Raw genomic sequence first — 20,265 nt, forward strand, 5'->3', positions numbered from 1 at the left:
AACTGGCGACATGAAGAAAAAGATGATGGCGCTCGCCCTGCTCGTCGCCCAGCCCCTGGCCGCCCAGGTCAAAGAGACGAACCGGCTCGACGCCTGCCGCGAGGTGTTGCAGGAGGTCTTGGACATGCCCGAGGGCATCCCCCGCGACCTCCTGGCCAAGGCGGAGTGCGTGATCGTGATCCCCAGCGCCAAGAAGTTTGCCCTCGGTTTCGGGGGGCGCTTCGGCAAGGGAGCGGCCGTATGCCGGACGGGTGGCCGCGGTCCGTGGGGTCCCCCCCTCATGGTCAGCATCGGGGGGGGGAACTTCGGACTCCAGATCGGGGGGGAGGCCGTGGACCTCGTCTTCTTGGTCATGAACCGCAAGGGGATGGAGCACCTCCTGCAGAGCCAGTTCACGCTCGGGGCGGACGCTTCCGTGGCCGCGGGGCCCAAGGGCCGGAACGCGGAGGCCGCCACGGACATCCAAATGTACGCAGAGATACTCACCTACTCCCGCAGCCGGGGGCTTTTCGCGGGGATCGCGATCGATGGTGCCGTCATCAAGCAAGACAAAGACGGCAACGAGCGCGTCTACGGCGACGCGGTGAGCCCGAAAGCTCTCCTTTTCACCCCCGGCCAGGCCATCCCCCCCGCGGGGAAGGCCCTAGTAGATGCCCTCCGCGGGATCTCCCCGGAGAAGACCGGCCCCTAGCCCCGTCGTCGTCTAAAGAGGGCGGTGGGAGCCGAGGAGTCTCACGAGACCCTCCGACATGCTCGGCACGTAGGTGATGAGAAGAACGGCCAAGGCCATGATCAGCAGGAAGGGGAAGGCGTTCTTGGTGACCTCGGTCAGGGGTTTGTTGAAGCGGGAGGAAGAGAGGAAGAGGTTCAGGCCGAAGGGAGGGGTGAGGAAGCCCAGCTCCAGGTTGGCCAGGAAAATCACCCCCAGATGGAGCGGCTCCACCCCGAAGGCGGCTCCCAGGGGCACGATGAGGGGCGCTATGGCCACGATGGCCGCGTAGATCTCGACCAATGACCCCACGAACAGGAGGAGGGCATTTAGGGTCAGGAGGAAGAGGAACTGGGAGTGGATGTGGGCCTTGACCGCGGTCACCAGCAGGTCCGGGATCTGGGCGTCCACGATGTAGCTGGTGATGCCCATGGCCGCGCTCAGCAGGATCAAGACCGCGCCCGTGAGAACGGAAGACTTGATGAGCGCCCCCGGCAGGGTCCGCAGCGGGTGCAGATCACGGATGATGAAGCACTCCACGACCACCGCGTAGACCAGAGCGGCGGCCGCGGTCTCCACCATGGAGGCCCGCCCGCTCGCGAAGAGCCCCACCACGAAGAAAGGCAGGAGCAGCTCCCATTTGGCCCTCCAGGTCGCGGCCAGGACCTCGCGGCCGGCGAAGGGTTGGCGGGAGGTCTTCAGGCCGCGCCCCACGTAGATTCCGTAGGCCGCGACGAGGACGATCATGAGGATGCCGGGGAGCAGCCCCGCCAGATACAGAGAGTCGGCGGGCACGCTCTGCTCCCGGGTGCCGGCCACCACGCTGTAGAGGATCACGGGCAGGCTGGGGGGGAAGAGGAGGCCCAGGCTTCCGGCAGCGGTCACTAGGCCGAGGGAGAAACCCTCCGGGTACCCGTCGTCCTTCAGCATGGGGTACAAGAGGCCCCCCACGGCTATGATGGTGACCCCCGAGCCCCCCGTGAACGTGGTGAAGAGGGCCAGGACCGCGGTCACGATGACAGCCAGCCCCCCCGGCATCCAACCGAGCAGGGACCGGAAGAAGCGCAGCAAGCGTGCGGACGCTCCGCTCTCGGCGAGGAGGTAGCCGCAGGCGGTCAGCAACGGGATCGCGGGCAGGGTGGGGGACGCGATGAGGCGGTAAATCTCGGCGGAGACCGCGGCGACGGGGATGCCCTCCCGGAAGAAGAAAAAGAGGGAGAGAGCGCCCATGGCCACGAAGACGGGCGTGCCCAGAACTAGGGCGGCCAGGATCAAGACCACCACCACGCCCGTGAGCGAGTTCGCGGCCTCGGGGGCGAGGCCGAGGGCGAAGATGGCGGGGATGGCCAGGAGGGCGAGGAGCCGTCCTCTCCATCCGGTCGAGGCCCGCCAGGCGAAGCGCAGGGCCATGAGGCCCAGAGCGACCGGCATCACAAGCTCGCTGACCCACTCCGGGATCCCGTTGGGTAGGACGTTTCCTTGCTGCCGATTGGCGCCGATCAGGCCCAGGGATGCGTAGGTCAGGACGGCCACCGTCGCCGCGGAGATTGCGGCGGCCATGACGCGGCCCACGCGGCGAACCCGTCCCTCCCCGAATAACTCGGCCGTAGAAAGGGTCAAGTGCCTCCCCTCGCGGGTGGCGAGGAGGCCGCCCAGGAAGGCCAGCCACAGGGTGAGCTGCTGCAGATAGGCGGCGCCCCCCGGAACATGGAAGCCGCCCAGGGGGCGTCCCAGCATGTTCACCAGGGGCAGCAACGCGGCCAGGGCCAAGGCCGCGATCAGCGTCCACTCCTCCAACCGGCGGAGCGCGGCCGGGAGAGTCAACGGCTGGCCGCGCCGCCGCGCTTGCGGTACTCGTCCCGATAGCGCAAAGCCGCGTCGAAGGCTTCCGCGGGCACGATCTGCCCACGGATCTTCGGGTACATTGCCTCAGTCAGCTTGTACCACTCGGCCCTCTGTTTGGGGCTCACGGGAACCACAGTGACCCCCCGCTTCTTCATCGCCTCCACGTCCTTGGCCTCGCTCTGCCGGACCTCCTGCTGCAACCGCCGGCCGGCTTCGCGCGTGGCCTCCATCATGGCGGGCCTGAGGTCGGCGGGGATTTTCTCCCAGGTGGACTTGGTGATCAGGGTCGCGCCCAACAGGAGCTGCCAGCGCAGGTCGGTCATGTTTCGCGCGTAGTTGAAGAACTGGGAGATCACCGCCACCTGAGGCGGGGAGCCGAGCGCGTTCACGAGACCGGTTTGGAGGGCGGTGGAAATCTCCGTGGAGGGGAGGGGCACGGGATTGAAGCCCGCCGAGCGCCACACCTCCACCGCCTGGGTGTCCCCCGCCCAGGAGAAGAGCTTGAGGGCGCGCAGGTCGTCGGGAACCGCCACCGGTTTCTGGGTGAAGAAGTGGACCCAGCCGCCGTCCGCCCAGTTCAGGACGATGAAGCCCTTCGCCTCGAGGCTCGCCTCCAGCCGAGGTTGCATCTTCTCCAGAACGTAATAGACCTCCTCGTAGGAGTCGTACATCAGGGGGACCCCGAGGGCGTAGACGGACTTGTCGATCTCAGCCACCCCCACTTCGGTGAGCACGCCCGCGTTCAGCGTCTCCAGCCGCATCTTGCGGACCACGTCGGGGTCGTCGCCGGCCACGCCCCCCGGGAAGAGACGGACCACCACCCGCCCCCCGGAGATCGTCTTCCACTTCTCCAGCGTCTCCTTGAGGACCAGGTGCCAAGACGACCCCTCGGGCACGAGCGTCGCCATGCGCACGATCAGGGGAGCCTGGGCGGCGGCCCCGGGCATGGCGCGGACCGCGAGGGTGGCCCCCGCGAGCGCGCCCGCCGCGGCCAGTGCCGCCGCGCGTGCCAACCTCGTTCTGGGAAAGAGTCGATGCATGAAATCTCCCTACTCGATGAAGAGCTCGTCGACGCGGGACAGGAGCCAGCGCGCCCGCCTCTGGGCGAGCAGGTTGGCCAGCCGCTGGTTGGTCGCCTTGTTCGCGTCCACCGCCAGGGCCTTCTGCAGGAGGGCCACGAACTCCTTCCGGTCCTGCCGTGAAACCGCAGCGCTCTCAGCGTAGGTCACATAGGGCCAGGCCCGCTGTCCCTTGGAGAGCTCGAGGGACCGCTCCAGGTGCTGGCGGGCTCGCTCCAGGGAGCCTCCGACCGAGGCCCGGCCGGCCTCGTAAGCGATGAAGAAGTCGTGCGCGGAGCCCAGATCGTACCCCTCGTCCAGCTCGAGCGACCGCTTCATCAGGGCCTCGGCCAGGCGCTGGTCGGCGGAGAGCTCGGAGTCGTTGATGGAGATGGAGATCGCCGCGCCCCAGGCGTTGGCCGTCCAGTAGAGCAGGGGTACGTGCTGCTTACGGGTGCTCTGCAGCGCCGCGGACGGGTCGGCGCGCAGCCGGTCACGAAAGCCAGGGAAATCCACCTCCAACCCCCGGAGGCCATACTCGAGGGCCCGCAGGTACAGCTTCCGGGCCCGCGTGCGCAAGGCCGTGGCCCGGGCGAGGTCCTGGGCCTCGATGAAGTCCCCCTCTTCCTGGACGAAGGCATAGGCGTACTGCGTGAAGCCGCTGGCCGTCGCGTAGAGGAGCCCCTTGTGGCGGGGCGACTCCAAGAGGAGGCCCTCCATGGTCTTGAGACCAAAGGGTATAGCGTCCCGAACCAGCTCCGGGTCCTCGTCGGAGGCGAAGTTCGAGCCTCCTTTGGCGAGTGCGTTCCCCAGCGAATTCACGGCGATCGATCGGAGAGAGCAACCGGGAAGGGCGAGGGCGGACACGGTGAACGCGACGGCGAGCAGGGTCGGGTTGTCCCGCTTCATCCTCCTCCTTGCGCTTCCGATTGTAGCATCCGTCCGCGCGCGCTCCCGCCGCCGCCTGGCGGGCCCGAAGGACCCGGTCCACCATGACCGCGCTCGGGCCCGGCCTCGGCGGAGGGGTGGTGCGGAGGGCGCCCCGGCCCCCGGCCGGCCGTCATCGCTTGGCCCAGAGGAGGATCCGCTTGTAGGGAAGGAAGTAGGGACGACTGTCCGCCAGGGCGGGGAGGAGCCGCTCCCGATAGCGCTCTTGGAAGAGCGAAAAAAGATCGGGGGAGAGGCGCTGCTGATAGTCGGTGAGGAGCGTTCCCTTCGTCCACTCCACGACCTCCTCGCGCGACTTCAGCCGATGTCCGTAGACCTGGAGCCGAACCTGCTGCTCTTGATAGGCCAGCCGATCCAGGCTGAGCGCATACTCCTCGGGCGGCAGGACGGGCGAACGCCGAACGTATCCCCCGAGTGCTTCTCGAAAGGGGGCCTCCCCCGCTACTTGGGCGGCTACCGTCTGCGAGAGATGGTCGTGGTTCGCGGGCACCTGGATGGCGAGTTGTCCGCCAGGTGCGAGCAGGCTCGCTAGGGAGCGCAGGAGGTGGTCGTGCTCCGGCACCCAGTGGAGGGCGGCGTTCGAGAAGATCAGGTCCCAAGGTGCCTCCCCGGTCCGCGCGGCGGCAAACTGGAGGATCTCGTTCTTCTCGAAGCGCAGGCCATCTGCCGCGTGGGCCCGGCTCTCGGCCAGCATGGCCGCGGAGCTGTCGATCCCGAGCGTCTCGCGGGCCCCAAGATGCCGGTGAAGTCTGCGGGTCAGCTCGCCGGTGCCGCAGCCCAGGTCCACCACCCGCATCCCGGGCTGGGGCCGCACCAGGTTCAAGAGGTCGAAAAAGGGCTGGCTGCGCTCCTCGTGGAAGCGGTTGTACTGCCTAGGGTCCCACGCGTCCTCCGCCATTAAGAGGCCTCCCGCCCCGAAAGGCCTAGGCTAACCCAAGTCCCTTTCTTCCGCCGACCGCTCCGCGAATCGCATCGCGGGAGGGGTCCCGATGGAACGACGGTTGCGGCATCTCTAGAACGGAAGGAGGGTCCATGGACCGACGAGCCAAGGAGTTCCTGACCGCGTTCTCTCGGGCTGCACAGCTTGTCCGGCGGGTCCGGGCCTGTCCCCAACCCACACCGGCGCGACCGAATACTTCTAGGATGTGGCTCGTCTGCGCGCCATCGCGGACGGTCTGGTCCGGCGCGGATTTGGCCGCGGGCCGCCTTTGTGCGCTCGGAAAGGGTGAGGGGACCACGCCGAGGTGACGTCTCCCAACCCCAAGATACCTAGTTCGAGCCTCGAATCAGGCCCTCCGCCCGCAAGAATTCCACGGCCACGTCGGCCGGCGCGCGGTGCCCGCCGTCGACTTCTTGGTTCATGCGGCGCATGGCCGACTCCGGAATGAGTCCGGCCAAGGAAGCGAGCGCGGCCTCCAGGCCGGGATGTAGGGCGAGGCGGGCCGTGTTCGCCACCGGCACCGCGTCATAGGGGGGGAAGTACCGCCGATCATCGTCGAGCACCACGAGATCGAGGGCGTCAATAAGCCCGTCGGTGGCGCTGCCCACCACGAGGTCGACTTGGTTCTGGGCGAGGGCTTGATAGAGCAGCCCCAGATCCATCTCGCGGGGACGCAGTCCGAGGCGAAAGCCGTAGGTCTGCGATAGTCCGGACAGGCCGTCCGGACGCTCCAAGAACTCACCGAAGAGACCGACGCGCAACGTAGCGGCGTGGGGAGCGAGATCGGAGATGCGGGAGATGCCGTGAGCGCGGGCAAAGGGGCGGCGCATGACGAGGGCGAAGGTGTTGTTGAAACCGAGGGGTGGTCCCACGTTGAGGCCCATTCCTCTATACGCCTCGCGGACAGTGGCGAGCACGCGCGCGGAGTCCGCGGTGGCCGGGCGCTTCAGGATGTCGGTGAGGGCGGTGCCCGTGTATTCGACATAGACGTCAAGCTGACCGGACCTCACCGCCTCATGACAAAGGATAGTACCCCCGAGATTGAGCCGACGGTCGACGGGGAAGCCGCGCGCCTCCAGGAGGGTGGAGATCACCTGCCCCAGGATGACCTGTTCCGTGAAGTTCTTTGAGCCCACCACCACCGCTCGAGACGCGGGGCGGGCGCCGCTGGCCAGGGCCAAGCCGAGGGCCGCGGTCAAGGCCAAGGCGAGACCGGCGGCCGCGTAGGCCGGCCGTCGACTCCCCTCCACTGCGCCCAGCAGGCCGTCGGCCAGGAGCGCCAGGAGCGCGGCGGGGATGGCCCCGGCCAGGATGAGCCGGGTGTCCACGGTGGCGAGGCCACGAAAGACGTACGTTCCCAGGCCGCCCGCCCCGATCGCAGCCGCGATGGTAGCGCTGCCCACCGAGACCACGGCCGCGATGCGCACGCCGGACAGGATCACGGGCAGGGCGAGCGGGAGCTCGACCATCCGCAGCCGCTGGCCCGTGGTCATGCCCAGGCCGGTGGCGGCTTCGACCGCGGCCGGGTCCACCTGGCGGATGCCGGTGTAGGTGTTCCGCATTATGGGCAGGAGGGCGTAGAGCACGAGGGCCACCACGGCGGTGCGGGTCCCGATGCCGCCGATGAAGGGGATGGGGATCAGGAAACCGAAGAGGGCCAGGCTGGGAATGGTCTGGGCCAGGCTGGCGAAGCCCAGGAGCGGGCGGGCCAGGCGCGGAGAGCGCGTCATGGCGACGCCCAAGGGCAAGCCCAAGACGACGGCCAGGACGGTGGAGACGAGCACGAGGATCACGTGCTGGCCCGTGAGCGCGAAGAGTTCGACCCTTCGCTCCACGAGGAAGGCGAGAAATTCGGTCATGGCAGGGCCGCCCCGACGAAGTCGCGGACGAAGCCGGGTCGTGGCTCTTCGCGGATCTCGCGCGGGCTCCCGCGCTGCAGAACACGGCCGCCGTCCATGACCCCCACTTCGTCCGCCAGCCGCAGTGCCTCCGGCACGTCGTGGGTGACGAGGACCACCGTCTTCCCGAGGCGCGACTGTAGCTCGCGGAACTCGTCTTGGATGCGCCGGCGCGTGAGGGGATCGAGGGCTCCGAACGGCTCGTCCATCAGGAGGAGGGGAGGGTCGGCGGCGAGGGCTCGGGCCAGGCCCACCCGCTGGCGTTCACCGCCCGAGAGCTGGGCCGGCCGGAGCGGCGGGAAGCGAGCCGCGTCCAGGCCCACGAGGGTCAGCAGCTCGCGCGTGCGTTCCTCCTGCCGTTCCCGGGGCCAGCCGAGCAAGCGGGGGACGAGGGCCACGTTCTCGGCGACGGTCAGGTGGGGAAGCAGGCCCGTTTCCTGGATGACGTAACCGGTCCGACGCCGCAAGGCGATGGGGTCCCAGCGGGCCACGTCTTCGCCCAGCACCGAGATCCGTCCAGAATCGGGTCGCACGAGGGCGTTGATCGTCTTGAGGGCGGTCGTCTTGCCGGAGCCACTGGTCCCGAGCAGGACCAGGACCCGCCCCTGGTCCACCGCGAAGGACACGCCGTCCAGAGCGTCTACGCCCGAGGGGTAGCGCTTGCGAACGTCGACGAGCTCGACCGCGTGCATGGTGCTACCGAGAGAGGGCGGCGAGCCAGGCCCGGAAGAGTTCGTCCAGGAATGGGGCCTTGGGCGGCGGTGCCGCCAGCTCGATTTGCACGACGCCATCGCCGCGGCGCCGGAAGGCCCCGCGCAGGGTCTGCACCGTACCCCATTGTTCGCGGCGCAAGCTGTAGGAGCCGGCTCCCAGCGATCCCGTCGGCCCGGCGCAGGCCGCGCTCGCCCCCTCGGGAGTGAAACCGGGAGCGCGCCACCAGGCCGCGCGTAGGGAGACCGTGAAGTCGCCCGCCGGTGACGCGGAGAGGACGGAATCGGGCGGCGGGAGCCGGGGGCAGGCGTGGGGAGCGGTCGGCTCCCGGACCCAGCTCGGTGGGAAGGGCAGGGCCGGCGCGCCCGGGTTGGGGAGGCTGGCCGGCTCCAGCGCCGTGGGCGCCGCGGCCGTGAGCTCGGCGGTGAGCAGGGGGTCCACCTCCAGGCTCGCGAGCGAGCCTCGAAGGATCGAGCGGTTGAAAGCAACCTGCCACGCGGGGCCGACCCAGCGCGCGAGCACCTTCTCCTTGCCCAGGTCGATAAGCGCGTACTCCATCAGCAACTCCGCCGTCCGGGGGCCCGCGGAGGGGATGCCGGCCGCCACCCCGACCCGCGCTGGCCATCCCCCGATCCGGGCCGTCAGGCCGCGGGGGCCGCCCGAGGCGACGAATCCGTCAGAGCCCTGCCCGGAGAGGAGGAGCGCCTCCAGGTCGGAGAGGCTGCGGGCGGTGGCCAGGCGGTCGACATGGAGGGCGACATCGCCGGAAGGGTCGGCGGCATAGAGGCGAAGCCGGCTGGGGGCCGTGTCCTCCAGGCCATCGGGCAGCCGAAGCCGCACCCCCTTCCCCTCGGGGGACGAGAGGGGTCCGAGCTGCCGGCGATGGGCCGGGAACACCCGCTCCAGACCACTCACCTCCAGGAAGTCCTTGGCCCGGTTGATGGGGATGGCGAAGCCGACGCCGGGGCCCCGCCCCAGGCGCATGCGGATCACGCCCACCACGTAGCCCTCCTCGTCGAGCATGGGGCCCCCGCTGCTGCCCGGGCTCACGGAGGCGTCGGTCTGGATGTAGCGCGGCTCCCCCTCGTCGCTGGCACGGAGGGCAGCCACCACTCCCCGGCTGACGCTCGCCTGGGCTGGTGCGTCCTGCATCCCCGCCCTGCCCACCTCGACCGCGCCGCCGAAGGGAAATCCCAGCACCCTCACCGGCTGGCCCGGCTCCAGAGCGTCCGAGTCCCCGAGGGGGATGAAGGGCAGGCCGGCGCCGGTGACAGAGAGGACGGCCAGATCGAGGTCGGCGTCGGCAGCGTCCACAGCGGCCTCGAACCGTCGGCCATCCGTGGGCAAGACCACCTCGATCCTCCTCACCTCAAGCTTTACCCGGACGGGGGTGCCGCGGCGGTTCAGGGTCAGCTCGGAGCCGCTCACCACGTGCTGGTTGGTGAGCAGGTGCCCGAAAGCCGAGATCAGGAAGCCACTGCCCGTCCCGATCTCGACATTAGACCTCTCTCGAGACTGCTTCCAGCCCTGATCGTACTCTTCGCGGACCTCGCCGATGACGCGGATAAAGACCGTAGCCTCCTCGGGAGCAGCGGCGACGCCGGCTGCGGCCGTGCGGGTGAGGGCGAGCAACAGGACAGAGAGACCAGCCGTTTTCACGAAGCGAATCCTAGCGGGGAGCTCTCCGGAGTGTCAAAACCGCCCTGACGCCCTTGACGCCGGGCCCGCGATCTGGGGTAATCAGGGCGCTGCCCTGGAGCAGACAAATCAAGGAGTTCAACAAAATGAAGACCGCGAGGTGGGCGTGTGGCTTGCTGACCCTGGGCCTGCTGGGCCTGGGGGCGAACATGGGGGGGGCCCAGGAGGCCAAGAAGTCCGAGGAGACCAAGAAGGCTGCTCCGGCCATGCCCCCGCTGCCGAAGCCCGGGCCCGAGCATGAGTTCCTAAAGAACGACGTCGGCGTCTGGGACGCAACGGTGGAGATGTTGGGCGGCCCCCCCAATGTTTCCAAGGGGGTGGAGACGGACACCATGCTCGGGGGCCTCTGGCTGGTGACCGATTTCAAAAGCGAGATGATGAACCAACCTTTCCAGGGGCACGGCGTGACCGGCTACGACCCCGCCAAGAAGAAGTACGTGGGCACGTGGGTGGACAGCATGTCGAGCGGGCTCCAGATCTCGGAGAGCATCTACGATGCCAGTAAGAAGACCATGACGGGCTGGATCGAAGGACCAGACATGACCGGCAAGACGGCGAAGATCAAGGCGGTGACCGAGTATAAGGACCCCGACACCCGCGTCTTCACCATGTACTTCCCGGGCCCCGACGGCAAGGAGGCCCCCGGGATGCGCATCACCTACAAGCGGCGCAAGTAACGGGTCGACCCTCTAGGAGGTCGACGACTGGAAGCGAGGGCGGCCGTGAAAAGCGGGCGCCCCGAGCCGCCCTCGTCTCCGGTCACGTGACGCCCCGCCCCGAACCTGCGGCGAGGGGCCTCCGCGGTCACGCGAAGTCGAAATCGACCACGATCGGTAAGTGGTCGCTGGCCACGCGGGACAGGCTGAGTCGGCAGCGACGCCCCGCGAGGAGGCGCAGGGGGCCCCGGTAGTAGATCCGGTCCAGGCTGCCCTGGGGGAAGAAAGAAGGGAAGGTTGGGACCGCCCGCTCGCGCCGGCGATCGCCGCCGGTGGCGGAGCGAAAGGCGAGCCGATCCAGGAAGATCGGCTCCAGCTGTGAGCGCCAATCATTGAAGTCGCCCCCCACCAGACAGGCCACATCCGGGGAGAGAGCGGCGAACTCCCGCGAGCGCGTGAGCATGCCAACCTGGTTCTGCCGCTCGCGGGCGGAGAGGCCGAGGTGCAGGTTAAAGACCTCCAGCGGATGACGCCCGCCAAAAGGGCCGGGGAGGGCAATGCGGGTGTGCTGGCACCCCCGCCGCTTGTGGGGGCCCACCGTGAGGTCGATGTTGCGCTCGCGCTGGATCGGGTGGCGGCTCAAGGTGGCGTTCCCGTAGCGGCCCTTGCGCAAGGTGACGTTGTGGCCGATGGCCAGGTGGCGATAGTCCAGCCACGCGGCCAGCTCGCGGGCCAGGTTCATCTCCCGGGAGCGCGGCACCCCTTCGTCCACCTCCTGGAGGAGGACGACGTCGGGATCGTGGGCCTCGAGGATGCGTGCGATCCGCTCCGGTCGAAAGCGGCGATCCACACCGATGGCTCGATGGATGTTGTAGCTGAGCACGCGCAGCCTCATGGCCCCGGCGACCTCGCGGGCAAAGCCTCCCGCGAGACGAGTTTAGCAAAGGGCTGGTCGTCTTGACGCGCCGGGCCGGGGGCGTTAGCTTTCGGGCTCTCCATGGCCCGCTTCAAGCTCTGCCTCGAATACGCGGGGACGCGCTATCGAGGCTGGCAGGTCCAGAAGAACGCGCGCACCGTCCAGGGCGAGGTCCAGCGCGCGGTGAGGGCCGTGTCCGGGCGCACCGATTTCGAGCTCTACGGTTCGGGGCGGACCGATGCCGGCGTTCACGCCCTTCGGCAGGTCGCCCATCTGGACCTCGAAACGGCCACCCCTCCCCACCCCCTCCGCCGCGCTCTAAACGACGAGCTGCCCCCGGACATCCATATCCTCTCCGTGGAGAAGGTGTCGCGCCGCTTCCACGCCCGCCACGGGGCGGTGGCCCGCAGCTACCTCTATCAGATCTCGCGCCGGCGTACTGCCCTCGCCCAGCCCTTCGTATGGTGGATCAAGGATCCCCTGGACGTGGACCGCATGCGTCAGGCCGCGGGTCTCTTTGTGGGCATGAAAGACTTCCGGTCCTTCTCGGACCAGGACGCGGACGAGACATCTACCCGCGTGCTCGTCGATCGGGTTGACCTTAAAGAGGACGGCGCCCTCGTCCTCATCCGCATGCAGGGCTCCCACTTCATCTGGAAGATGGTCCGCCGAGTGGTGGGGGTGCTGGCGGAGGTGGGCCGCGGGGCTCTACGGGAAGAGGACGTGGTTCGATTCCTCCGCGAGCGCTCGGGGGCGCCCGCGCGGCTCACCGCCCCCCCCTCGGGGTTGTTCCTGGAGCGGGTCTTCTACCCGGGGGACGAGAGGGACCAACCCCTACAGGCGGTCACGAACCTGGCCGAAGGCCCTTGAGCCGCCGGATAGCCTCGTCCAGGGTCGCATCGGTCTTGCAGAAGGCGAACCGCACGAGGTGGCGAGCCTCGGCACGGTTCCGGTAGAAGGCGCTCGTGGGAATGGCGGCCACCCCCACCCGGGCGGGAAGCTCCCGGCAGAAGTCCACGCCGTCCTCGAAGCCCAAGGGCCGGATGTCGGCCTGCGCGAAGTACGTCCCCGCCGGCGTGAGGACGCGGAAACCGGCCTCGGTTAGCCCCCCACACAGGCGGTCACGCCGCGCGCGGTAGTCAGCGCCTAGGGCCTGGTAGTACGCATCCCCCGTCTCCAGAGCCGCCACCAGCGCGTGCTGGAAGGGCGTCGCGCTGCAGAAGGTGATGAACTGATGGGCGGTGCGGAGGGCCGCGCTGATAGCGGGGGAGGCGCAGGAGTAACCGATCTTCCAGCCCGTGAGGCTGAAGCTCTTGCCGGTGGAGGAGATACTGACTACGCGCTCACGCATCCCGGGCAGGCTGGCCAGGGGGATGTGCTCGCCCTCAAACACGATGTGCTCGTAGACTTCATCGGTGATGGCCAGGATGTCATGGCGCCGACAGACCTCGGCGATGTGCGTGAGCTCGTCGCGGGTGAAGACCTTCCCCGCGGGGTTGTTGGGGCTGTTCAGGAGCAGGGCCCGGGTGCGGGGGCTGACCGCGGCCTCCAGGGCCGCGGGGTCATAGCGGAACCCGGCCCCCCCTAGGGTCACCACCCGGGGCACCGCCCCCGCCATGGCCAAGGCCGCGGGGTAGGCATCGTAGAAGGGCTCGAACAGTATGACCTCGTCTCCCGCCTCCAGCAGGCCCTGGAGAGTGGCGCAGATCCCCTCCGTGGCTCCCGCGTACACCGTCACCTCGGTCTCGGGGTCGTACTCGAGGCCATAGAAGCGCCGCTGGTGAGCTGCGATGGCGCGGACCAGCTCGGGCAGTCCGCTCGTTCGGCAGTACTGGTTGTGGCCGGAGCGGATGGCCGCTACCGCCGCCTCCTTTACGAAGTCGGGGCCATCAAAGTCCGGATAGCCCTGGCCAAGGTTCACCGCCTGGTGCTGAACGGCGAGCTGCGTCATCTCCGCGAAGATGGAGGTCCCAACCTTCCGTAGCCGGGAGCTCAGGTAGGGCCGAGCGCTCATGGCGTTTATTTCTTGCCCGGCTTGGCCTCCCGGGACAGGCTGGTATAGACGATCTCCGTGAACGTGTCCGGCTTCAGGAAGCCCTTGCCCCACTTGGCATCCCAGGCCGCGGTAGGCTTGGCCGCCTGCACCTCGGCTAGGGTCTTCCCGGCGCGAACCAGCGGCTCGATCTTGTCCCGCACCGACCCCAACATCTCCCGGTACTCCTTGAGCGCGACGCGGTCACCGAGGGGGCCGTGGCCGGGAATGATGCGGGTCTTCTCATCGGCCATTCCCAACATCCGATCTGCGGCCGCGATCACGCCCGTGAAAGAGCCGCCGCTGCCGAGGTCGATGAAAGGATAGAAGCCATTGAAGAAGAGATCGCCGGCGTGGATGACGTTGGCCTTTCTGAAATGGATCACGGAGTCGCCGTCGGTGTGGGCAGGGGAAACATGGCTCGCCTGGATCTCGTCCCCGTTCAGATGGAAGGTCACGGAGCTGTCATAGGTGACCACGGGCAATGCCTTCTCGGGGGAGGCGGGGATCTTACGCTTGAAGGCCTCGAGGAACTGCTCAGTGCTCATGCGCACGCGCACGTTGTCGTGGGCCACGATCAGGACTCCGGCCTCGCCCAGGTCCTTGTTGCCGCCGGTGTGGTCGCCGTGCCAATGGGTGTTGAGGACGAAACGGATGGGCTTGTCGCTGATGGCGGCCACCGCCGCCTTGATCTTGGGGGTCAAGGGAGCGTATTGGTCGTCGATGAGGAACACGCCGTCCCCGCCTGCGGAGACGCCGATGTTCCCCCCGGCCCCTACGAGCATGTAAACGCCCTCCGCCACCTTGGTCGTGGTGACCTCGACCTTGTCGAAGTCTGGCTCTTGGGCGAGGGTCCCTCCCCCGACGCCGAGAGCGAGGAGGGTGAAGGCGAGGCGTCGGAGCTCAGGCATTGGGATCTCCCTTTCGAAGGAACGGCCGGCATCATAACCCAAACCGACAAGGCCACGTGGAGTGGGCCGGGCGTCTCCGATGCGGAGATCGAGCCCCCGAAGGAGTGTGGCATAGTGCAGCGATGACCGATCCGCCTCTCCCTAACGATCTCGGCGACTTCGCCCGCGACCCCGGGCCCAACCCCGGGGGCCGCATCTCCAAGATGGCCACCGGTCTGGTGGGCTCAGAGATCCTCCGTATCTCTGGAGAGATTCGCGCCCTCGTCGCCGGGGGCCACCCCGTCTGCGACCTCACGGTGGGGGACTTCAGCTCCCGGCACTTCCCGATCCCCGAGCGGCTCTCCACCGACATTTGCGATGCTCTGAAAAACGGCGAGACCAACTACCCTCCCGCGAACGGAGTGGCTGAGCTTCGGCGAGCGGTGGGGCGCTTCTATGCACGGGAGCTGGGCCTGCTCTACCCCCAAGAGGCAGTACTGATCGCGGGCGGAGCGCGACCCCTGATCTACTGTCTCTACCGGACGGTCTGCGATCCGGGGGACCGCGTGGTCTACCCGGTTCCGAGCTGGAACAACAACCACTACGCACACCTGGCAGGGGCGGTCGGGGTCCCGGTGCCCTGCCGGCCCCAAGAGCGCTTCCTGCCCACGCGGGAGAATCTGGCGAGCTCCCTCCGCGGGGCCCGCCTCTTGTGCCTGAACTCGCCCCTGAATCCCGCCGGGACCGCCTTCACCGCCGAAGCCCTCGACGGCATTTGCGAGGTGGTGATAGCGGAGAACGAGACCCGCGGCCGGAGGGGGGAGCGGCCACTCTACCTGATGTACGACCACATCTACTGGATGCTCTGCTTCGGCGGAACCGTCCACGTGACCCCCCCGCAGCTCCGGGCGGAGATGGCTCGCTACACTGTCTTCGTGGACGGGATCAGCAAGGCCTTCGCCGCCACCGGCTTGCGGGTGGGATGGGCGGTGGGCCCGGCGGACGTCATTGACCGGATGTCGGCGGTGCTCGGCCACGTGGGTGCCTGGGCCCCGCGCGCCGAACAAGTCGCCACCGTGGGGCTTCTCGACGACGTTTCCGGAATCCGCGCGTTCCACGCCACCTTCAAGCAGAACGTTCAGGCCCGGCTCGCCCGGCTGCACGACGGTCTCCAGGCCCTCAAGGCCGCGGGCTTGCCGGTGGAGAGCGTCCCCCCCATGGGCGCCATCTACCTCACCGCCCGCCTCTACCCTTTCGGACGGCGAACCCCTGCGGGCGGGGTATTGCAGACCAACGAGGACGTGCGGCGCTTCGTGCTACAGGCCGCGGGCATAGGCCTCGTTCCCTTCCAGGCCTTCGGCGCTCCCGACGAGGATGGCTGGTTCCGCCTGAGCGTGGGCGCGGTCGGAGAGCCCGACATTGAGGCGGCGCTGCCCCGCCTGGCCAAGGCCCTCCGCTCGCTCGCCTGACCCTCGCTCGCGCGGTTCGAGCGCGAGGACTCCGGCACTGGCTTCGCGCTCTCGGTCCCCAACCGAGTCGGGGCCGGCGCCCTCCGGGGGGGTAGGGGTGCTACCCGGTTCGGCCGCCCCCGGAGGAACCCGCTCAGTCGAGAGCTTGGCGGAGATCGGCGATGAGGTCTTCCGGGTGTTCGAGGCCAATGGAGAGCCGAACCAGCTCCGGCGGGGCCGTCGAGCCCGGGCCCTCGCTGGAGGCCCGCTGCTCGATCAGGCTCTCCGTCCCCCCCAGGGAGGTGGCGCGCACGAACAGCTGAGCGCGAGCCACCACGCGCAGGGCGGCTTCGAGCCCGCCCTTGAGCCGCAGGGAGAGCATGGCCCCGAAAGCCTTCATCTGCCGCCGGGCCAGGGCGTGACCAGGGTCCGACTCCAGACCAGGATAGTGAACCGCGGATAGGGCGGGATGGTGGCTAAGGGCCTGGGCCACGAGAAGGGCGCTAGCGCTCTGGGTGGCCATGCGGCAGGCCAACGTGCGCAGCCCGCGCAGGACGAGCCAGGAGTTAAAGGGCGAGGCCACCGCCCCCAGGATATGGCGCACGTGAGCGACCGCCTCGAGGGTGGCATCGCGCCGGGCGAAAACGAGGGCGCCTCCCTGGACGTCGCTGTGGCCCCCGAAGTACTTGGTCGTGGAGTGCAGCACGACATCCGCCCCGAGCCCAAGGGGCTGCTGGAGGGCGGGAGTGGCGAAAGTGTTGTCCACCAGGATCTGCGCCCCCCGGGAGCGGACGAGGCGGATCGCCTCCGCGAGGTCCACCACTTTCATCAGCGGGTTAGACGGGGTCTCAAGGAGCACGAGGCGCGTCTCCGCCCGCAGGGCCTTTTCCAGGTCCGAGAGCCGGCTCATGTCTACGATTGAGGCGCGGATGCCCCAGCGGGGCAGGAACTCGCGGGCCGCCACTCCGTAGCCGTAGTAGGCGTCGTCCGGGAAGACGACGTGGGATCCGGGCTCCAGCGTCTGCAAGAGGGCCACCGCGGCGGCCGTGCCCGAGGCGAAGACGAGTGCCGCCGCCCCTCCCTCCAGGGGCGCCAGCGCCTCCTCGAGGTGGGCCTGGGTGGGGTTCGACTCGCGGATGTAGGTGTGGCCTCCGAGGGGCGTCCCGGAGGGATCGCGGGCGAAGTTGGTGGCCAAGTGGATGGGCGGAGCCACGGCCCCGGTCGCCCCGTCCGGCCCCGGGCCGGCGTGCACGGCGAGGGTCTCGAAGCGCAGGGTCATTGCCGGAGGGCCGAGAGCTCGGGGGTGCGGGCGCCAGGGGCCGTTGCCATCTCCACGAAGAGGCGGTGCAGGCCCCGGGATCGCGTCAGCTCGGGGTGGAAGGTGGCGGCCAGGACGCGGCCCTGCCGAACGAGCACCGGCTCCTCTCCCAGCCGGGCCAGCACTTCCACCGCCGGCCCCAGGGCCCGGAAGCGGGGAGCGCGGATGAAGACCGCTTCCAAGGGCTCCCCGAGGGCAGCGGCATCGATCCGGGCCTGGAAGGAGTCCACTTGTCGTCCGTAGGCGTTGCGGACAACGCCGGCGTCGAGAAAGCCCAAGCTGGCCTGGGGCGGATGGACCTCGCGCGCGAGGAGGATGGCCCCGGCGCAGGTGCCCAAGAACGCCCCCCCCTCTTCATGGAGTCGCTCGAGCGCCGAGAACCAGGGCTCGTCTTGCATGAGGTTCAGCAGTGTCGAGCTCTCGCCCCCGGGCAGGGCCAGGCCGGCGAGGCCGGCCACATCCCCCGCCCGCCGCACCTCACGCACGGGTGCCCCTATCTCACGCAAGGCCGCCGCGTGGGCAGCGAAGTCCCCTTGCAGGGCTAGCACGCCAAAGACCGCCACTTCACCAGCCTCGGGTCTGCAGCCGTTCGGATTCGGGAAGGCCCGCAGTCTCCAGGCCGGGCATGGCCTCGCCGAGGCCCCGAGACACCTCGGCCACCACCGCCGGGTCCTGATAGTGGGTGGTGGCACGCACGATAGCCCGTGCGCGCTTAGCGGGGTCCGAGGACTTGAAGATGCCGGAGCCGACGAAAACTGACTCCGCGCCGAGCGCCATCATGAGGGCAGCGTCGGCTGGTGTGGCGATGCCTCCGGCCGCAAAATTAGGGACCGGCAGCCGGCCCTCGGCCGCCAACAAACGCACAAGCTCGTAGGGCGCGCCCAGGGCCTTGGCCTCAGCCATCAGCTCTTCGGGCCCCAGGACCGTGAGGCGCCGGATGCCCGATCTCACCGCGCGCATGTGACGCACCGCCTCCACTACGTTCCCGGTACCCGCCTCGCCCTTGGTGCGGACGAGGGCTGCCCCTTCCCCGATCCGCCGCAGGGCTTCGCCCAGGTCCCGGCAACCGCAGACGAAGGGAACCTTGAATGCGAACTTGTCCACATGGTGCGCCTCGTCGGCGGGGGTCAGTACCTCGCTCTCATCGATGAAGTCCACGCCGAGTGCTTCCAGGACCCGGGCCTCCGCGAAGTGTCCGATCCGGCATTTGGCCATGACGGGGATCGTGACCGCTTCCATGATCCGCGCGATGATCGCGGGGTCGGCCATTCGGGCCACGCCCCCGTCCCGACGAATGTCGGCGGGGACCCGCTCCAGGGCCATGACTGCCACCGCCCCTGCATCTTCAGCGATCCGGGCTTGGACGTCGTTGGTGACGTCCATGATCACGCCACCCTTCAGCATCTCCGCCAGCCCGGTCTTTAGGGTCGGTGTTCCCGTCTTCTTCTCCTCCATGCTCAGTGCTCCATTGTATCGATACAATAACGTTAGATCTAACTTCGCTGTCGACAATTCCAATCTAGCCTTGACTTTAGTGGGTGTCAATAGCTAGATTGTCACCATGACAATTTGGTCACCGCACCTCGACAAGCGTCGGGGGCCCCGGTACCTCGCGATCGCGGACGCGATCGCGGACGACGTGGCCTCCGGCCAGCTCAAGCCGGGCAGCCGGCTGCCCACCCACCGTGATCTGGCTGACCGGCTAGGTGTCACGGTGGGGACAGTGAGCCGCGGTTACGTCGAGGCCGCGCGCCGGGGCCTGCTCTCGGGCGAGGTCGGCCGGGGCACGTTCGTCCGCTATCGCGGGACCGAGGTCACTCCGCCCGCCCGCGGGGACCTCGGGCGGCCCAAAGCCGTGGACCTGAGCCAGAACCTCCCGCCGCCGGCCATGGACGAGCCCCACCTGCGGAGCCTGCAGGACACGCTTCGCTCCCTCGCGAACCGGGCGGATCTCGCGGCCCTGCTCGACTATCCGGCCGAAGCGGGCAACGCCCCGGACCGTGAGGCGGGCGCGGCCTGGATCGCCCGCACCGGCCTTCCCGCACGGCCGGAGCAAGTGCTGGTCTGTGGGGGGGGCCAGCACGGTCTGACCACGGTCCTGGCCACGCTGCTCAAGCCGGGAGACCTTGTCCTCACGGAGGCCCTGACCTTCCCGGGGCTAAAGGCGGCCGCCAACCTGCTGCACCTCCGCCTGCAGGGCCTGGCCCTCGACGACCACGGTCTGCGCGCCGACGCTTTCGCGGCCGCTTGCCAAAGCACGGGGGCGAAGGCTCTCTATTGCGTGCCCACTATTCAGAATCCCACAGGGGCGGTGATGCCGGCGGAGCGGCGTCGGGAGATCGCCTCCATCGCGGAGGCCCACCGCGTGGCCATCGTGGAGGACGACCTGCACGCCCTGCTGCCGCGGGAGCGTCCGCTCCCCCTCGCCGCTCTGGCCCCGGAGATCAGCTACTACGTCACGAGCATGTCCAAGACCCTGGCCCCTGGTTTGCGCATTGGCTACGTGCTCGCGCCCTCCGCGATGGTGGGTCGGCTGGCCGTAAACCTGCGCGCCACCACCTGGGCGTCCGCACCCCTGATGGCCGCGATCTGCTCTGCCTGGATCCGGGAGGGTACGGCGGACACGATCCTGGAGTCCCGAAGGCGGGAGGCCGCGGCCCGGCAGGCCCTGGCCCGCGCGATCCTGGGGGGGAGTGAGTACCGGGCCCACCCCTACGCATACCACCTCTGGCTGTCTCTTCCGGAGCCCTGGCGGAGCGATAGTTTCGTGGCCCAGGCCCGCATCCGAGGGGTGGCCGTCACGCCCGCGGAGGCCTTCGTGGTGGGGCGCAGCAGCGTTCCCCACGCGGTCCGTCTCTGCCTGGGTGCAGCCCGCGACCGAGCCGAGTTGGAGAAGGGCCTGCGCCTGGTGGTGGCGACCCTCGAGGGCTCCCCCGACGCGGGGTCGCCGATCGTCTGAGCCGCGCCATCCGGTCCGCTCCGGCCTACGGGTCGGCGCGGGACGGGTGTCGCCGCCAGCGTCGCGGCATAATGGAGCCGCACGGTGGATTGTGCCGCGCTAAGCGATCAACGATGAACGGCCCCTGTAGTGAGACTCGCCCCCATCGGTCGGATGCCCTCGGTTTCGCTGGACTTGCGGGGTGGCGTTCCCGCTAGGAGGGGACCAGCCCCGAGGGCCGACCAAGTCGAAGCCTGGCC

The 20,265-nt window shown here is 68.9% G+C and carries 18 protein-coding genes; 5 read left to right on the plus strand and 13 right to left on the minus strand.

Annotated elements, in window-relative coordinates:
- Window positions 1-10 precede the first annotated feature (10 nt).
- The gene (locus tag VN461_05355; GenBank protein HXB54188.1) at window positions 11-691 is read left to right on the plus strand and encodes a lipid-binding SYLF domain-containing protein; all 681 of its coding nucleotides are present in this window, start codon (window positions 11-13) and stop codon (window positions 689-691) included.
- A gap of 12 nt (window positions 692-703) precedes the next feature.
- Here the strand turns inward: VN461_05355 and VN461_05360 are convergent, their stop codons facing one another.
- The 7 genes from VN461_05360 to VN461_05390 form a co-directional block, all read right to left on the minus strand.
- Window positions 704-2,533 carry a TRAP transporter large permease subunit gene (locus tag VN461_05360; protein ID HXB54189.1) on the minus strand — a complete coding sequence of 610 codons (1,830 nt, stop codon included), beginning with the start codon at window positions 2,531-2,533 and terminating at the stop codon, window positions 704-706.
- On the minus strand, window positions 2,530-3,594 hold the full coding sequence (gene dctP / locus VN461_05365; protein HXB54190.1) for a TRAP transporter substrate-binding protein DctP: 1,065 nt from the start codon (window positions 3,592-3,594) through the stop codon (window positions 2,530-2,532). The genes VN461_05360 and dctP overlap by 4 nt, the downstream gene beginning before the upstream one ends.
- Before the next feature lie 9 nt (window positions 3,595-3,603).
- Window positions 3,604-4,521, minus strand: coding sequence for a TRAP transporter TatT component family protein (locus tag VN461_05370; GenBank protein HXB54191.1), 918 nt, complete (start codon window positions 4,519-4,521; stop codon window positions 3,604-3,606).
- A gap of 151 nt (window positions 4,522-4,672) precedes the next feature.
- On the minus strand, window positions 4,673-5,458 hold the full coding sequence (locus VN461_05375) for a methyltransferase domain-containing protein (protein HXB54192.1): 786 nt from the start codon (window positions 5,456-5,458) through the stop codon (window positions 4,673-4,675).
- 371 nt (window positions 5,459-5,829) lie between these two features.
- On the minus strand, window positions 5,830-7,359 hold the full coding sequence (locus VN461_05380) for an ABC transporter permease/substrate-binding protein (protein HXB54193.1): 1,530 nt from the start codon (window positions 7,357-7,359) through the stop codon (window positions 5,830-5,832).
- Complete coding sequence (locus VN461_05385) at window positions 7,356-8,090, minus strand: ATP-binding cassette domain-containing protein (protein HXB54194.1); 735 nt, start codon at window positions 8,088-8,090, stop codon at window positions 7,356-7,358. The genes VN461_05380 and VN461_05385 overlap by 4 nt, the downstream gene beginning before the upstream one ends.
- A 4-nt stretch (window positions 8,091-8,094) precedes the next feature.
- Window positions 8,095-9,768 (minus strand): trypsin-like peptidase domain-containing protein, encoded by a 1,674-nt coding sequence (locus VN461_05390; GenBank protein HXB54195.1) that lies wholly within the window; start codon window positions 9,766-9,768, stop codon window positions 8,095-8,097.
- A gap of 125 nt (window positions 9,769-9,893) precedes the next feature.
- Here VN461_05390 and VN461_05395 point away from each other — a divergent pair, with 125 nt between their 5' ends.
- Window positions 9,894-10,484, plus strand: a complete 591-nt coding sequence (locus VN461_05395; protein ID HXB54196.1) for a DUF1579 domain-containing protein — start codon at window positions 9,894-9,896, stop codon at window positions 10,482-10,484.
- A 127-nt stretch (window positions 10,485-10,611) separates the two neighbouring features.
- Here VN461_05395 and VN461_05400 read toward each other — a convergent pair whose 3' ends face one another.
- A complete protein-coding gene (locus VN461_05400; protein HXB54197.1) occupies window positions 10,612-11,358 on the minus strand; it encodes an endonuclease/exonuclease/phosphatase family protein in 747 nt (248 codons plus the stop codon).
- Between the two features lie 102 nt (window positions 11,359-11,460).
- On the opposite strand from VN461_05400, the gene truA reads away from it, so the two are divergent.
- Window positions 11,461-12,249 carry a tRNA pseudouridine(38-40) synthase TruA gene (gene truA / locus VN461_05405; GenBank protein HXB54198.1) on the plus strand — a complete coding sequence of 263 codons (789 nt, stop codon included), beginning with the start codon at window positions 11,461-11,463 and terminating at the stop codon, window positions 12,247-12,249.
- Here the strand turns inward: truA and VN461_05410 are convergent.
- Both VN461_05410 and VN461_05415 read right to left on the minus strand, forming a co-directional pair.
- Complete coding sequence (locus VN461_05410) at window positions 12,224-13,393, minus strand: methionine aminotransferase (GenBank protein ID HXB54199.1); 1,170 nt, start codon at window positions 13,391-13,393, stop codon at window positions 12,224-12,226. The genes truA and VN461_05410 overlap by 26 nt on opposite strands.
- A gap of 5 nt (window positions 13,394-13,398) precedes the next feature.
- A complete protein-coding gene (locus VN461_05415; GenBank protein ID HXB54200.1) occupies window positions 13,399-14,322 on the minus strand; it encodes an MBL fold metallo-hydrolase in 924 nt (307 codons plus the stop codon).
- Window positions 14,323-14,444: 122 nt separating this feature from the next.
- On the opposite strand from VN461_05415, the gene VN461_05420 reads away from it, so the two are divergent.
- Window positions 14,445-15,770: an aminotransferase class I/II-fold pyridoxal phosphate-dependent enzyme gene (locus VN461_05420; protein ID HXB54201.1), complete on the plus strand. Its 1,326-nt coding sequence runs from the start codon at window positions 14,445-14,447 to the stop codon at window positions 15,768-15,770.
- 133 nt (window positions 15,771-15,903) lie between these two features.
- Here the strand turns inward: VN461_05420 and VN461_05425 are convergent, their stop codons facing one another.
- Genes VN461_05425 through pdxS form a run of 3 tightly spaced genes read right to left on the minus strand, consistent with a single transcriptional unit; the run spans window position 15,904 to window position 18,522 of the window.
- Entirely contained in the window at window positions 15,904-17,028 is a 1,125-nt protein-coding gene (locus tag VN461_05425; GenBank protein ID HXB54202.1) for an aminotransferase class I/II-fold pyridoxal phosphate-dependent enzyme, read from the minus strand.
- Complete coding sequence (pdxT, locus tag VN461_05430) at window positions 17,025-17,630, minus strand: pyridoxal 5'-phosphate synthase glutaminase subunit PdxT (GenBank protein HXB54203.1); 606 nt, start codon at window positions 17,628-17,630, stop codon at window positions 17,025-17,027. The genes VN461_05425 and pdxT overlap by 4 nt, the downstream gene beginning before the upstream one ends.
- A 1-nt stretch (window position 17,631) precedes the next feature.
- A complete protein-coding gene (gene pdxS, locus VN461_05435; GenBank protein ID HXB54204.1) occupies window positions 17,632-18,522 on the minus strand; it encodes a pyridoxal 5'-phosphate synthase lyase subunit PdxS in 891 nt (296 codons plus the stop codon).
- Window positions 18,523-18,628: 106 nt separating this feature from the next.
- Here pdxS and VN461_05440 point away from each other — a divergent pair, with 106 nt between their 5' ends.
- Window positions 18,629-20,026, plus strand: a complete 1,398-nt coding sequence (locus tag VN461_05440) for a PLP-dependent aminotransferase family protein (GenBank protein ID HXB54205.1) — start codon at window positions 18,629-18,631, stop codon at window positions 20,024-20,026.
- Window positions 20,027-20,265 lie beyond the last annotated feature (239 nt).

The organism is Vicinamibacteria bacterium (genome assembly GCA_035570235.1).
Lineage (GTDB): Bacteria > Acidobacteriota > Vicinamibacteria > Fen-336 > Fen-336 > DATMML01.

Bases quoted from the DNA above. Each gene is read 5' to 3' on its own strand.
- VN461_05355 (HXB54188.1), top strand. From the start codon at position 11: ATGAAGAAAAAGATGATGGCGCTCGCCCTGCTCGTCGCCCAGCCCCTG.
- dctP (HXB54190.1), bottom strand. From the start codon at position 3,594: ATGCATCGACTCTTTCCCAGAACGAGGTTGGCACGCGCGGCGGCACTG.
- VN461_05370 (HXB54191.1), bottom strand. From the start codon at position 4,521: ATGAAGCGGGACAACCCGACCCTGCTCGCCGTCGCGTTCACCGTGTCC.
- VN461_05375 (HXB54192.1), bottom strand. From the start codon at position 5,458: ATGGCGGAGGACGCGTGGGACCCTAGGCAGTACAACCGCTTCCACGAG.
- VN461_05380 (HXB54193.1), bottom strand. From the start codon at position 7,359: ATGACCGAATTTCTCGCCTTCCTCGTGGAGCGAAGGGTCGAACTCTTC.
- VN461_05385 (HXB54194.1), bottom strand. From the start codon at position 8,090: ATGCACGCGGTCGAGCTCGTCGACGTTCGCAAGCGCTACCCCTCGGGC.
- VN461_05395 (HXB54196.1), top strand. From the start codon at position 9,894: ATGAAGACCGCGAGGTGGGCGTGTGGCTTGCTGACCCTGGGCCTGCTG.
- VN461_05400 (HXB54197.1), bottom strand. From the start codon at position 11,358: ATGAGGCTGCGCGTGCTCAGCTACAACATCCATCGAGCCATCGGTGTG.
- truA (HXB54198.1), top strand. From the start codon at position 11,461: ATGGCCCGCTTCAAGCTCTGCCTCGAATACGCGGGGACGCGCTATCGA.
- VN461_05410 (HXB54199.1), bottom strand. From the start codon at position 13,393: ATGAGCGCTCGGCCCTACCTGAGCTCCCGGCTACGGAAGGTTGGGACC.
- VN461_05415 (HXB54200.1), bottom strand. From the start codon at position 14,322: ATGCCTGAGCTCCGACGCCTCGCCTTCACCCTCCTCGCTCTCGGCGTC.
- VN461_05420 (HXB54201.1), top strand. From the start codon at position 14,445: ATGACCGATCCGCCTCTCCCTAACGATCTCGGCGACTTCGCCCGCGAC.
- VN461_05425 (HXB54202.1), bottom strand. From the start codon at position 17,028: ATGACCCTGCGCTTCGAGACCCTCGCCGTGCACGCCGGCCCGGGGCCG.
- pdxS (HXB54204.1), bottom strand. From the start codon at position 18,522: ATGGAGGAGAAGAAGACGGGAACACCGACCCTAAAGACCGGGCTGGCG.
- VN461_05440 (HXB54205.1), top strand. From the start codon at position 18,629: ATGACAATTTGGTCACCGCACCTCGACAAGCGTCGGGGGCCCCGGTAC.